The 12,944-nt window shown below is 52.3% G+C and carries 12 protein-coding genes; 8 read left to right on the top strand and 4 right to left on the bottom strand.

Annotated elements, in window-relative coordinates:
* Positions 1-11 precede the first annotated feature (11 nt).
* Positions 12-812 (bottom strand): glycosyltransferase family 2 protein, encoded by an 801-nt coding sequence (locus SPG90_RS18415; RefSeq protein ID WP_126303894.1) that lies wholly within the window; start codon positions 810-812, stop codon positions 12-14.
* A gap of 205 nt (positions 813-1,017) precedes the next feature.
* Between SPG90_RS18415 and SPG90_RS18410 the strand changes: the two genes are divergently transcribed.
* Both SPG90_RS18410 and SPG90_RS18405 read left to right on the top strand, forming a co-directional pair.
* A complete protein-coding gene (locus SPG90_RS18410; protein WP_126303897.1) occupies positions 1,018-2,223 on the top strand; it encodes a glycosyltransferase in 1,206 nt (401 codons plus the stop codon).
* Between the two features lie 15 nt (positions 2,224-2,238).
* Positions 2,239-3,153 (top strand): hypothetical protein, encoded by a 915-nt coding sequence (locus SPG90_RS18405; protein WP_032661890.1) that lies wholly within the window; start codon positions 2,239-2,241, stop codon positions 3,151-3,153.
* A gap of 26 nt (positions 3,154-3,179) precedes the next feature.
* Here the strand turns inward: SPG90_RS18405 and tdh are convergent, their stop codons facing one another.
* A complete protein-coding gene (gene tdh, locus SPG90_RS18400) occupies positions 3,180-4,208 on the bottom strand; it encodes an L-threonine 3-dehydrogenase (protein WP_023309906.1) in 1,029 nt (342 codons plus the stop codon).
* 9 nt (positions 4,209-4,217) lie between these two features.
* Complete coding sequence (gene kbl, locus SPG90_RS18395; protein WP_126303899.1) at positions 4,218-5,414, bottom strand: glycine C-acetyltransferase; 1,197 nt, start codon at positions 5,412-5,414, stop codon at positions 4,218-4,220.
* A 215-nt stretch (positions 5,415-5,629) separates the two neighbouring features.
* Here kbl and rfaD point away from each other — a divergent pair, with 215 nt between their 5' ends.
* Genes rfaD through SPG90_RS18365 form a run of 6 tightly spaced genes read left to right on the top strand, consistent with a single transcriptional unit; the run spans position 5,630 to position 11,824 of the window.
* A complete protein-coding gene (rfaD, locus tag SPG90_RS18390; RefSeq protein ID WP_008502707.1) occupies positions 5,630-6,562 on the top strand; it encodes an ADP-glyceromanno-heptose 6-epimerase in 933 nt (310 codons plus the stop codon).
* Positions 6,563-6,564: 2 nt separating this feature from the next.
* Entirely contained in the window at positions 6,565-7,611 is a 1,047-nt protein-coding gene (gene rfaF / locus SPG90_RS18385) for an ADP-heptose--LPS heptosyltransferase RfaF (protein WP_322408266.1), read from the top strand.
* Between the two features lie 3 nt (positions 7,612-7,614).
* Positions 7,615-8,598 carry a lipopolysaccharide heptosyltransferase RfaC gene (gene rfaC / locus SPG90_RS18380; protein ID WP_047173747.1) on the top strand — a complete coding sequence of 328 codons (984 nt, stop codon included), beginning with the start codon at positions 7,615-7,617 and terminating at the stop codon, positions 8,596-8,598.
* A 3-nt stretch (positions 8,599-8,601) separates the two neighbouring features.
* Entirely contained in the window at positions 8,602-9,711 is a 1,110-nt protein-coding gene (locus tag SPG90_RS18375) for a glycosyltransferase family 9 protein (protein WP_045354740.1), read from the top strand.
* 5 nt (positions 9,712-9,716) lie between these two features.
* Complete coding sequence (locus SPG90_RS18370) at positions 9,717-10,625, top strand: glycosyltransferase family 2 protein (RefSeq protein ID WP_047173746.1); 909 nt, start codon at positions 9,717-9,719, stop codon at positions 10,623-10,625.
* Positions 10,613-11,824, top strand: a complete 1,212-nt coding sequence (locus SPG90_RS18365) for an O-antigen ligase family protein (protein WP_047173745.1) — start codon at positions 10,613-10,615, stop codon at positions 11,822-11,824. The genes SPG90_RS18370 and SPG90_RS18365 overlap by 13 nt, the downstream gene beginning before the upstream one ends.
* Positions 11,825-11,847: 23 nt before the next feature.
* Here SPG90_RS18365 and SPG90_RS18360 read toward each other — a convergent pair whose 3' ends face one another.
* Entirely contained in the window at positions 11,848-12,804 is a 957-nt protein-coding gene (locus SPG90_RS18360) for a polysaccharide deacetylase family protein (protein ID WP_047173744.1), read from the bottom strand.
* Positions 12,805-12,944 lie beyond the last annotated feature (140 nt).

Here is a 12,944-nt window from a genome sequence, read left to right as displayed (position 1 = left end):
CCGCCTGACGCTTATTTCGCAATCTGAGAGTCCGTCTGCTCGTTAGCAACGGGCTCTTTTTTTTCCTGATGCTGATACCAGGATTTGAAATACTTCAAAAAACTATAGGCTGTGGCATACAGTCCCGTTGCCACCCCCACTTTGCCCTTACGCCAGGCGCCGCTAAACAGATACCATTTGAAAAAAGCCCCGATGGCGCTGATTACGCCGCGCCCGATAGAGGGCCGTATTTTTTGATGTTGAACCAGGCGGGTTGTATAACAATTTAATTTGTTAAAAAGCTCATGCAGCGTGGGAAACGTATCATGTTTTACATAACCCGGAATACGTTCACAACGGAGAAAACCTTCGACCTGATCGTCTACCGGTCGGTTATTAAACCGAGACTGGTTACGGTTAAAAAGACGCACAGGATAATCAGGGGATGAAACAGGATAAATCGTCCGGACTTCCTCACCCAGAACAAACCAGTGGCGGCATATTTGCCATGCCATTCCCGGGTCTGGCTCATCGCCTGCTTTTAACGTTAAAACGGCATTAACCGTTTCCTGGTCAAGAATTTCGTCGCTGTCGATGCACAGGACCCAGTCATGGCTGGCTAAGGATATGGCATAGTTCATCTGCTCGCCATGCCAGCCAAATTTTTTATAGACGGGTTGCAGGCCAAAGTTTTCACAAATATATCGTGTTTTGTCCGTACTGCCAGAATCGACTACGACAATTTCATCCGCTATTTTCAATAGAGGCGGGATAACATCGTGTAATAATCTTTCAGAATTAAACGTTAATAAGCAGACCGTTATTTTAAACATTTCCCCACTCTCAATAGCAGCCTAAATTAATATTATTAATACTATATAAATGAGTAGAGACGATTAAAGTCCTGAATCACACTTTTCAAATAAGCACGCTTGAAATGTTGTCTAATCCTGAAGCGCAATAAAATAGAAAAATCTATTTTATTTCAACAGATTCTTTATAATGCAGTCAGTTGAAGGGTAGCACACGGATTCAGACATGCCGCACAAAAGTAAAATTCTCCTCCTGGATACGGGTAAAGAATGGGGGGGAGGCACCAACAGTATGCTTGAGCTCCTGAAGCGAATCAATCGCGATAAATTCGATATTACCTGTTGTTTTTACAGTGATTATAGTCGTGCTGAAGGTGAGACGATTGGCCAGGTGCTCAACGGCATCGGGATCCCACTCATCGTTATCCCTCAACGCCAGCAGCCGGTCTGGGCCAAATTGCTGAAGGAAGCGGGACGTAGCCTGCTGTTTTTCTCACGCGGCGCCCGCAAGGCATTTACACGTCATGTGGATATCATGTGGCGCATCAGGCCTAACGTCAGCAAAATCGAAACCCTTTTCAAGCAGGGCGGTTTCGATACGCTCTATATGAATAACCAGCCGGGCTCAAATGAGGAAGGCTATCTCGCGGCGGCAAAGCTGCAGGCGCGGTTGATTCAGCACTGCCGCATTGAACCTGTTTTAACCCCGCCGCTGGTAAAGCTGGTTAATGCCCATGCCACAAAAATCATCGCCGTCTCGCACGGCGTTGAACGCGTGTTGCTTGAGCATGGCGTCCGGCCCGAACTGTGTACGACGGTCAATAATGCCATCGACATCCACCAGCCTTTACCTGACCGACGCGCGATGCGCCAGCGCCTGAACATCGATGACGACACGTTTGTGTTCGGCAGTATCGGGTCGTTAATCCCTCGCAAAGCCAACCACCACACGCTGGAGGCGCTGGCACAGTTCAGCCAGAAACATCCCCAGGCGAAATGGAAAATGGTGCTGGTCGGAGAAGGTGCCGAGCGTCGCGCTTTAGCGGAACAGGCCCGAGCGCTGGGAATTGAACACAACGTCATCTTCACCGGTTTTCAGAATACCCCCTTTGATTACCTCGCTACGTTTGACGCCTTTATTCTGGCCTCAAAAAGCGAAGGGCTGCCGCGCGTGGTGCTGGAAGCGATGCTTCTCAATATCCCCGTGATTGGCTCTCAGGTGACCGGCACGGCGGAGTTGATTGATCATGATTCGACAGGGCTGCTCTTCCCCTGGAGCGATGTTTCACAGCTTGCACAGCATCTGGACAATATCTGGTCAGATGCGGACCTGCGGGCTCGACTGGCTGCGGCTGCATACCAGAACGTCTGTCATACCTATGCCATCGAAAACTATGTCAGCGGTGTCGAAGCCGTGCTTGGCGCGCACTAACCAAACGAGATAACTATGTTTAAATTTCTTAATGCTCGCTATCGTCATATCACCGGGCGACACAACATTCCTTACAGCTCTCTGCCCGTGACGGGCGCGCTTGCTGCGGTGGATTCTATTGTGATTCCGTGTACCGGCGCAGATTTCGTCGAAGAAGCATTACTCTCTGCCACCTTCGCGGAACGCTATGCCACCGGGGTGAGCGAAATCGTCATCGTCAGCGATCAGCCTGAATCCGCCTTTGGGGTATTGCCGCCGAAAACACGCGTAGTGACGCTTAACCTTCCGGTTCGTGAGGAAGGTTACCGCTATAAGCAGATCTACCTCAGCCGCCTGGTGAAGCTTAACGCCCCGCTGCAGGCGCGCGGTGAAGGCGTATTGATGATCGATTCCGATCTCAACTTGCTCAAGATGCCCGAGATCAACATGGCAGATATGCATATCTACTCCAGCTTCCGTCAGGGCAAAATGATTGCCAAGCTGGACGGTGCGCCAGCGGAGAAAGTGCCGGCGTATTACAAAGAGACGGTGCGCCCGTATCTGGTCGATCACGTTAACGGCGCGTTTCTTGCGGCAACTAAAAAAACCTGGCGCCGTATCTGCCCGCTGTGGCTGACGCTGTTCCAGGATACCTGGGAGCTGATGGACGACACGCAGCCGCCGACCGATCAGCTGCCGCTCGCCGCGCTGCTGGACATGCTGGATCTAAAAACGGTTAACCTGGGTGACTGGATGAACTGGCCGGTCTCGAAGAAAATCGGCGGTCAGGAAGCCGTTGTACCGAAAGAGGTGATTGGCGCGCACGGCGGTTTCCCTCTCTCCGAATGGCAGAAGTATCTTGAATCGCCGGATAACAAACTGTTGTTCAAAGGTCAGGACTACACCCGCAAGGTGCGTTACCTGACGGACGAAGAGAAAAAGAATCAGTAAAAAAGGGGCCTGAGGCCCCTTTTTGATTACTTATCCCAGCTCAGGATCACTTTTCCTGACTGGCCGGAACGCATCGCGTCGAAGCCCTGCTGGAACTCATCGATGGAGAAGCGGTGAGTAATAATCGGGGACAGATCCAGACCGGACTGGATCAGCGCCGCCATCTTGTACCAGGTCTCGAACATCTCGCGGCCATAGATGCCCTTGATGAACAGCCCCTTGAAGATGACTTTGTTCCAGTCGATAGACATATCTGACGGCGGAATACCCAGCATCGCGATACGGCCACCGTGATTCATGGTGTCGAGCATGGTGCGGAACGCCGGCGGCGCGCCGGACATCTCCAGACCTACGTCAAAGCCTTCGGTCATGCCCAGCTCTTCCATCACGTCGGTCAGGCTCTCTTTCGAGACATCTACCGCACGGGTGACGCCCATTTTGCGTGCCAGCGACAGACGGTATTCGTTCACGTCGGTGATCACAACGTTGCGCGCACCCACGTGCTTCGCCACCGCAGCCGCCATAATGCCGATTGGGCCCGCGCCGGAGACCAGCACGTCTTCACCGACCAGGTCGAAGGAGAGCGCCGTGTGCACCGCGTTGCCGAACGGGTCGAAGATGGAGGCCAGATCGTCAGAGATATTGTCCGGGATTTTGAAGGCGTTAAAGGCCGGGATCACCAGATATTCCGCGAAGCAGCCCGGACGGTTTACGCCCACGCCAATGGTATTACGGCACAGGTGCGTACGCCCGCCGCGGCAGTTACGGCAGTGGCCGCAGGTAATATGGCCTTCACCGGAGACGCGATCGCCAATTTGGAAGCCTTTCACTTCCTGGCCGATACCCACCACTTCACCGACATATTCGTGACCGACAACCATCGGTACCGGAATGGTTTTCTGCGACCACTGGTCCCAGTTGTAGATGTGAACGTCAGTACCGCAGATGGCGGTTTTACGAATTTTGATCAGCAGATCGTTATGACCGACTTCCGGCTCCGGCACGTCGGTCATCCAAATCCCTTCTTCCGCTTTCAGTTTGGATAACGCTTTCATCACACGTCCTCAGGCAATTACGCCCAGCTGTTTGCCGATGCGGGTAAAGGCTTCTACCGCACGTTCAATTTGTTCAGGCGTATGCGCCGCAGACATCTGGGTGCGGATACGCGCCTGACCTTTTGGCACCACCGGGAAGAAGAACCCGGTGACGTAAATCCCTTCTTTCTGCAGCTCGCGAGCAAATTGCTGCGCGACGACCGCATCACCCAGCATCACCGGAATGATCGCGTGGTCAGCACCGGCCAGGGTAAACCCTGCGGCGCTCATTTTTTCGCGGAACAGACGGGCGTTGGACCACAGGCGGTCGCGAAGCTCAGCGCCGGACTCCACCATCTCCAGCACTTTGATGGAGGCAGAAACAATGGCCGGCGCCAGGGAGTTGGAGAACAGATACGGGCGGGAGCGCTGGCGCAGCCACTCGACCACCTCTTTACGCGCGGCGGTATAGCCGCCGGACGCGCCGCCGAGCGCTTTGCCCAGCGTACCGGTGATGATGTCCACGCGGCCCATCACGTCACAGTATTCGTGGGAACCGCGGCCGTTTTCGCCGACAAAGCCGACCGCGTGAGAGTCATCGACCATCACCAGCGCGTCGTATTTATCCGCCAGGTCGCAAACGCCCTTCAGGTTGGCGATCACGCCGTCCATGGAGAACACGCCGTCGGTGGCGATCAGCACGTGGCGAGCACCGGCTTCACGCGCCTCTTTCAGGCGCGCTTCCAGCTCGACCATGTCGTTGTTGGCGTAGCGGAAACGCTTCGCTTTGCACAGGCGTACGCCGTCGATGATGGAAGCGTGGTTCAGGGCGTCGGAGATAATCGCATCTTCTGCGCCAAGCAGGGTCTCAAACAGACCGCCGTTGGCGTCAAAGCAGGAGGAGTACAGAATCGCGTCTTCCATTCCGAGGAAGCTCGCCAGCTTTTGCTCAAGCTGCTTGTGGCTGTCCTGCGTACCGCAGATAAAGCGTACGGAGGCCATGCCGAAACCGTGGGTGTCCATGCCGTTTTTTGCAGCGGCAATCAGCTCAGGGTGATTCGCAAGACCTAAATAGTTGTTCGCACAAAAGTTGATCAAATGGCTGCCGTCGGCAACGGTGATGTCCGCCTGCTGGGCAGACGTGATAATACGCTCTTCCTTGAACAACCCTTCCGCACGTGCGGTGTCGAGGTCGCTGTTTAACTGTTTGTAAAAATCACCACGCATTGCAATTCTCCAGACTCGGCAAATTTCGGGACATATTACCCAAACCTATAGTTCATGACGAGATGACACGTCATCTCTTGTCGTTTTTGCAGCATAAATCACGCGTACCCCTGCGCTGTGAAGGTGAATGGCTGAAGGGCAGCCATACTAATGATATGATAGAGACATTAGCGTCCGGGATTGTCCCCGGGCTCCACACTTCAAAGGTTACAGTTATGATCATCGTTACCGGCGGCGCGGGCTTTATCGGCAGCAATATTGTTAAGGCTCTCAATGACAAAGGCATCACCGACATCCTGGTGGTTGACAACCTGAAAGACGGCACCAAGTTCGTCAACCTGGTGGATCTGAACATCGCTGACTACATGGATAAAGAAGACTTCCTTATCCAGATTATGGCAGGCGAAGAGTTCGGCGAGATCGAAGCTATCTTCCACGAAGGTGCGTGTTCTTCCACCACCGAGTGGGACGGCAAATACATGATGGACAACAACTATCAGTATTCCAAAGAGATCCTGCACTACTGCCTGGAGCGTGAAATTCCGTTCCTGTATGCCTCTTCTGCGGCCACTTACGGCGGGCGCACCTCGGACTTCATCGAGTCCCGTGAATATGAGCAGCCGCTGAACGTCTACGGCTACTCCAAATTCCTGTTCGACGAGTACGTGCGTCAGGTGCTGCCAGAAGCGAACTCGCAGATCGTCGGCTTCCGTTATTTCAACGTCTACGGACCGCGCGAAGGCCACAAAGGCAGCATGGCGAGCGTGGCGTTCCACCTGAACACCCAGCTGAATAACGGCGAAAGCCCGAAACTGTTCGAAGGCAGCGACGGCTTTAAGCGCGACTTCGTTTACGTAGGCGACGTTGCCGCAGTGAACCTGTGGTTCTGGGAAAACGGCGTATCCGGCATCTTCAACCTGGGTACCGGCCGCGCGGAGTCCTTCCAGGCCGTGGCTGACGCAACGCTGGCTTATCACAAAAAAGGCAGCATCGAGTACATTCCGTTCCCTGACAAGCTGAAAGGCCGTTATCAGGCGTTCACCCAGGCCGATCTGACCAACCTGCGCGCCGCAGGCTACGACAAGCCGTTCAAGACCGTTGCCGAAGGCGTAACGGAATATATGGCCTGGCTGAACCGCGACGCGTAAGTATGAAGATTCTGGTGATCAGCCCGTCATGGGTGGGCGACATGATGATGTCGCAAAGTCTCTATCGCACGCTCAAGGCGCGTTATCCCCAGGCGATAATCGACGTGATGGCACCCGCATGGTGCCGTCCGCTGTTGTCGCGTATGCCGGAAGTGAACGAGGCGATCCCGATGCCGCTTGGCCACGGGGCGCTGGAAATTGGCGAACGCCGTAAACTCGGCCATAGCCTGCGCGAGAAGCGCTACGATCGGGCGTATGTCCTGCCAAACTCCTTTAAATCCGCCCTGGTGCCCTTTTTTGCGGGTATTCCACATCGCACCGGCTGGCGCGGTGAAATGCGCTACGGCCTGCTGAACGATGCGCGGGTGCTGGATAAAGAGGCCTGGCCGCTGATGGTGGAGCGCTATGTGGCGCTAGCCTACGACAAAGGCGTGATGCGCAGTGCGAAAGATCTGCCGCAGCCTCTGCTATGGCCACAGCTTCAGGTCAACGACGGTGAAAAATCCCAGACCTGTAACGCGTTTGGCCTTTCGTCTGAACGCCCGATGATTGGCTTCTGCCCCGGCGCCGAGTTCGGCCCGGCAAAACGCTGGCCGCACTACCACTATGCGGAGCTGGCGAAACAGCTGATTGACGAAGGCTACCAGATTGTCCTGTTCGGTTCGGCAAAGGACCACGAGACAGGCAACGAAATTCTCGCGACGCTCAGTAATGAACAGCAGGCCTGGTGCCGCAACCTGGCGGGAGAAACGCAGCTTGAACAGGCGGTTATTCTGATCGCCGCCTGTAAGGCTGTGGTCAGCAACGATTCGGGCCTGATGCACGTCGCTGCCGCGCTCAACCGCCCGCTGGTGGCGCTGTATGGCCCAAGTAGCCCGGACTTCACGCCCCCGCTTTCTCATAAAGCGCGCGTCATCCGCCTGATCACGGGCTACCATAAAGTTCGCAAGGGCGATGCCGCAGAAGGCTACCATCAGAGCCTGATCGACATTACGCCAGAGCGCGTTCTCGAAGAGCTTAACGAACTGCTGTTGAGTGAAGAAGGATAACGAATGCGGGTACTGATCGTTAAAACTTCTTCGATGGGCGATGTGCTGCATACGCTCCCGTCACTGACGGACGCCATGCGGGCCGTTCCCGGCATTCGTTTTGACTGGGTGGTGGAAGAAGGCTTCGCGCAGATCCCCACCTGGCATGAAGCGGTTGACCGCGTGATACCGGTGGCGATTCGCCGCTGGCGCAAAGCGTGGTTCTCCGCGCCGATTAAAGCCGAACGCAAGGCCTTCCGTGAGGCGGTGCAGGTACAGCATTATGACGCTATCATCGACGCCCAGGGGCTGGTGAAAAGCGCCGCGCTGGTGACGCGTCTGGCACATGGCGTAAAGCACGGTATGGACTGGCACACCGCCCGCGAACCGCTGGCGAGCCTGTTCTATAATCGTCGCCACCACATCGCAAAGCAACAGCATGCCGTCGAACGTACCCGCGAGCTGTTTGCAAAAAGCCTGGGCTACGCGAAACCGGAAACCCAGGGCGACTACGCCATTACGCAGCACTTTTTGCGCAATACAGATCCCTGTGCTCAGCCTTATCTTGTCTTCCTGCATGCCACAACGCGCGACGATAAACACTGGCCGGAATCGCACTGGCGAAGCCTGATTGAACTAACGCAACCCACCGGCATCCATATTAAACTCCCGTGGGGTGCCGAACATGAGCGGCAGCGTGCAGAGCGTCTGGCAGACGGCTTTTCACACGTCGAGGTATTGCCAAAACTCACGCTGGCACAGGTTGCAGCGCAGCTGGCGGGAGCGAATGCTGTTGTTTCCGTTGATACAGGTTTAAGCCATTTAACCGCGGCGCTGGATCGTCCGAATATTACGATTTTTGGTCCGACCGATCCTGGATTGATCGGGGGTTACGGCAAAAACCAGCATCAGATGGTCAGCCCGACCCAGCAAACGAAGGATATCAGCGCAGATGCTATTTTTTCATTTTTACAGGGCAGCCGTTGGCTTTCCAACAGGGATATCTAACGCATGAGTTACGTATTTCTGCTGATTTTACTCTTTCCGGTGAAGCTTATCCGGAAGCTGTTCCGCAAAGAGACGGGTAAAAACCTGGTCATTCAGACAGCAAAAATCGGCGATTTTGTTAATGCAACGCCCCTTCTGGCGTACCTGCAAAAAAGCGACGTGCTCATCAGCCGTAGCGTAGGTGCGCTGGCGAAGCATGATGAGACGATCGACAAGATTTTTTTTATCGAGCAGCATAAGCGTAACCTGTGGCGAAAGCTGGTCTTTGCCTGCCGGATCATGAACCGCTATGACAATGTCTATCTCCTGCAACCCAACAGCGTGAACCTCTTTTTCGCCTCCGTATGTAACGCTAAAAACAAACAGTTTTTAAGCACTTACACGCGCAGATGGTATCACGGCATTTTCTATGCAACGGCAGACGGTACTGTTGAACACGGTAAGAAGACGCTTTCGGTCACGAACTATCTCAGGCTGGCCGATCGCGCCTTATCCTGGCAAGACTCGCCAAAGCACGCCACAAAACCCCTTTTCAAACCCGCGACCTATCCGGCAATCCTCGACAAACCCGGCGTGATCCGCATTGGCATCAGCGTAGCCGCCGGGAATAAAGCGAAAACCGTTCCGCCGGTCATCTGGAAGCAAATTGCCGATCGTCTCGTCGACCTGCCCTGCGAGTTTTATGTCTTTGGCGCGCCGAATGAACAATCGTGGATGGATGATATCACCCGCGCTTATGGTGAACTGCCCAACTTTATTAATCTGATTGGCAAAATCTCGCTTGAAGAGCTGCCGTGGGCCATTTCTAAAATGGATTGCTATATCGCGTCTGACTCGGGGAATGTCTACATTGCCGATGCTGTCGGCGTGCCGGTAATCTTACTGTTTGGGCCTTGTTGCCACTATGAACAGCGTCCGCTGGGCAACGTATTGCTAATTGGTAATGATGACAATATTTGCTCATATGTTTTTGAAACACGATATTACTTCTCACAGGGCCGGGAAGAACTCTTCGCTGTAACAGACGAATCGCTGCGTGAACTTAAACATTTCATCTGTGAGCTACCAACAATTAACGCAACCGCATACTCCTTTGATGCTCAGGGAAACTAATTTTTATGGCCTTTCTAAGCATCATTATTGCCGCGCATAACGCCAAAGAGACGCTTCACACAACGCTAGAAAGCCTGCAAAACGCGATTGAGGGTGCGGGCGAAGATGTGGAGATCATTATCTTTAACGACAGTTCCAATGACTCTACACAGGATATTATTGAGGCGTGGCTACCAACACTTCCGAATGCGCAATCCCGATACGTTGAGTACCGTAACGTCGGTCATGTTCGAAGCAGTGCCCTCTCGCTGGCCTCAGGCGAATACATTACCATGCTGGATAGCGATGACCGATTGAAACCAGGCAGCATCAGGGACGCCGTGGCGTTTCTCAAAACAGAGCGCCCTGATATGCTTCTGACGCGCCTGCTGGAAATTCGCGACACAAAAAAAATTACAGCCGAGTGGCAGGGGTTCTCTCCTGTTGCTTTGTCACAGCATGAGGCAATAAAGCGATTCCTGCAGCACAAAGATTTTCAGGCACACCTCATCGGGCAATTCATTCATCGGAAATTGTACGTAGATAACCCGATTCCTTCGATGGTTTGCTATGAAGATTTCGCCGTATTTCCCGGCATGCTGGTGCAATCGAGTAAAATCGTTTATCAGCGTCAGGGACACTATTATTACATCAAACGTAGCGACAGTTTGTCGAGCCGTCTCGACGCCACTAAAATCGCTACGCTGGTTGAATGCACATTACAGATGGAAAAAACATTCCCTCGTTCTTTTCAGCATCTTGTTAATTGTCACTGGTTTGATATCTACCGTAACCACCGGCAGCATCTGACTGACCTGCAACTCAAACTGGTCAAACAGCGGGTCAATGCACTTTATTCTCTCTCTTTCTTCTTCTCAAGAGATGTACGTTTCAGCTACAAAAAAAGGGTTATTGAGGCATTATGGAAAAAGTAAAACTGCGACTTTATCAGCTTACGCTGATTATGAGCCTTATTTCGCTCGCGCTGGCGCTGCTGAGTTCTGGTAAGCAGCGAGAGTTTTTCTATATTGCGATTTATGCCAGCATTATCGGCTTAGCGTGCGAATATAAAAAAATCACAGTGCGTCCTTTTTCTATCGCCTTACCGATTCTACTAATTGGGTTGCTCAATCTTGGCTGGTATCTGGTGTATGAATATCATAGCGAAGGTCTGAACGCTTATAGCGATTATCTCGGTGCAAGTAAAAAGTTGATTCTCGCAAGTATTCTCATTTTTTACCTTGACCGGTTTAAGTCTTATATTGATAAAGCTTCCTTCCAGAAATATTTTTTATACGCCTCTGGTGCAGGGGTTATACTTGCCACTGGTTATGGCTTATGGCAGGCATCACAGGGTATGGGACGTATTGAGATGGCCATAAACCGTGCGACCGTGTCGGCCTATGTTTACTCTGTACTGTCGCTGGCGTTTGTATACAGCCTTTATCTACAGAAAAATATAAAACTGTATGTAGCCGCAGGACTCATCATCTTAATATCTTATTTTGTTATTCTTCTAACGGGCACGCGTGCCGCAATGGGATTATATTTGATCCTGGCGATTGTACTCACGCTTTATCACTTCAAAAGAATACACCTTAAATCAACGCTGATTTTCTTATGTATTGTGGCGGGTATTGTTATCGTTAGCTACAAGCCATTAATTTTACCCAAGTTACAACAAACACAAACTGAAGTTGAAAGTTATCAAAAAGGCAATGATGCAACTTCACTCGGCGCACGTTTTTCTATGTGGAGTGTTGGTATTCAAAATGGCCTTGCCCATCCTTTAGGGCAGTCAGTTGAAGACCGTGAAGTATGGACACAGCAATATGTGAAAAATGGACATCCACATCTTGCATCCGCACTCGATTATATCAGGGTGCATCTACATAATGAGTTTATTGAAAAATATTCTCTGCAAGGGATCCCCGGGCTGGTGATATTATTCTTTTTCTATATATCGATTATCGTTTACGCACTTAAAAACAGGAATGGCCTGCTGCTGACGACCATGCTTCTTTTATTACTCTATGGCCTGACGGATGTCATACTGTTGAGTTCAGAAGCCTTAATCTTCTTTGTCACCGTGTTTGCGCTGAGTACACCTTTTTCGCAAACCAGGCAACGCTAATGATAATGCCCGCGTCGCGGGCATTATTTTTTCTTGTATTGATAAAACTCCGCCAGCGTCATTCCTACTGTCTTATCAGACAACCAGCTAAAGAGCGTTTCTAAATCCTGATACAACCCTTCAATCGCCGCCTCATCTTTAAACGTGGGGCTTCCGCCCGGCATAAATTCCGACGAATGAAGCATAAACTCCACGTACTCACTTCCCTGAGACAGGCATTGCTGTGCAACCTGAATCATTTGCGCCGCATTCCCACCGGACGGTCTTAGCCAGTTCACAGAGGGGGAGCGGTATTTACCGCGAAGCCTGTCGTAACCCTGTTTGATGGTGTTCAACCACGCCGGGTGTTTATACTGAATGCTCATCGGCACTTCGAGTAATGGACTATCGCCTGCCCGGGAAATATTGTCTAAATCCATGAAATAGGCGTGGTCAGGGAAATGCTGATAATCCGTTCCGCCATTACCCTGCGGGGCGCCTTTCGCATTGCGCCAGTTCACGCGTGGCGTCACGGAGCAATCAACCTGGTAACCCAGTTCAACGAGCAATTTTGCGTAGCGACTGTCAAATGCCCAACGTCCGGCACGGTGGCTTAACATTTTGGTCTGGAAGGTCTCTTCTAGCAGTCGGGTCATAAACAGCACTTTCTCGCGCATCACCTCATCCGAAAACTCAATCAGATAAGGCTGCCAGCGCCAGTCATCTCCCGTGAGATCGTGTTCCGGCGGGCTATTCCATGCGTGAAGGTGCATTCCCACCTCGCCCTGACCGCGGGCGATCGCGTCCCTGGCGAATTCGATGAAAACGGGCTCGATCGCCATCTCGTAATTGGTCAGCCACACGGGCTTAAAGCCGAAACGCTCACAAAGCGCCTGGAACCGCGCCAGATAGCGCGCGTTTTCCGTTTTAATGACGCGGTGATTTTGCCAGAGATTATCGCCCTCAGTATCAATTGTGATGATAAACGCTGGTTTGTTCATAATGAGTCCGCAAGACAGGAAAGTTAGCGCTATGTTACGCACTCTCCAAAGCGTGAGTAAACCCTTCCTGGGAAATTACTGAGATTATGGAGAAAGAGTGCAAGTCGCTATCAGGTCTATTAGAATTGCCATCAGTACAA

This window comes from Enterobacter sp. D2 (genome assembly GCF_034427575.1).
Lineage (GTDB): Bacteria > Pseudomonadota > Gammaproteobacteria > Enterobacterales > Enterobacteriaceae > Enterobacter > Enterobacter cloacae_M.
This window is presented reverse-complemented; position numbering and strand designations above follow the sequence as displayed.

Coding starts and splice junctions, on each gene's coding strand:
- SPG90_RS18415 (WP_126303894.1), bottom strand. CDS start 812: ATGTTTAAAATAACGGTCTGCTTATTAACGTTTAATTCTGAAAGATTA.
- SPG90_RS18410 (WP_126303897.1), top strand. CDS start 1,018: ATGCCGCACAAAAGTAAAATTCTCCTCCTGGATACGGGTAAAGAATGG.
- SPG90_RS18405 (WP_032661890.1), top strand. CDS start 2,239: ATGTTTAAATTTCTTAATGCTCGCTATCGTCATATCACCGGGCGACAC.
- tdh (WP_023309906.1), bottom strand. CDS start 4,208: ATGAAAGCGTTATCCAAACTGAAAGCGGAAGAAGGGATTTGGATGACC.
- kbl (WP_126303899.1), bottom strand. CDS start 5,414: ATGCGTGGTGATTTTTACAAACAGTTAAACAGCGACCTCGACACCGCA.
- rfaD (WP_008502707.1), top strand. CDS start 5,630: ATGATCATCGTTACCGGCGGCGCGGGCTTTATCGGCAGCAATATTGTT.
- rfaF (WP_322408266.1), top strand. CDS start 6,565: ATGAAGATTCTGGTGATCAGCCCGTCATGGGTGGGCGACATGATGATG.
- rfaC (WP_047173747.1), top strand. CDS start 7,615: ATGCGGGTACTGATCGTTAAAACTTCTTCGATGGGCGATGTGCTGCAT.
- SPG90_RS18375 (WP_045354740.1), top strand. CDS start 8,602: ATGAGTTACGTATTTCTGCTGATTTTACTCTTTCCGGTGAAGCTTATC.
- SPG90_RS18370 (WP_047173746.1), top strand. CDS start 9,717: ATGGCCTTTCTAAGCATCATTATTGCCGCGCATAACGCCAAAGAGACG.
- SPG90_RS18365 (WP_047173745.1), top strand. CDS start 10,613: ATGGAAAAAGTAAAACTGCGACTTTATCAGCTTACGCTGATTATGAGC.
- SPG90_RS18360 (WP_047173744.1), bottom strand. CDS start 12,804: ATGAACAAACCAGCGTTTATCATCACAATTGATACTGAGGGCGATAAT.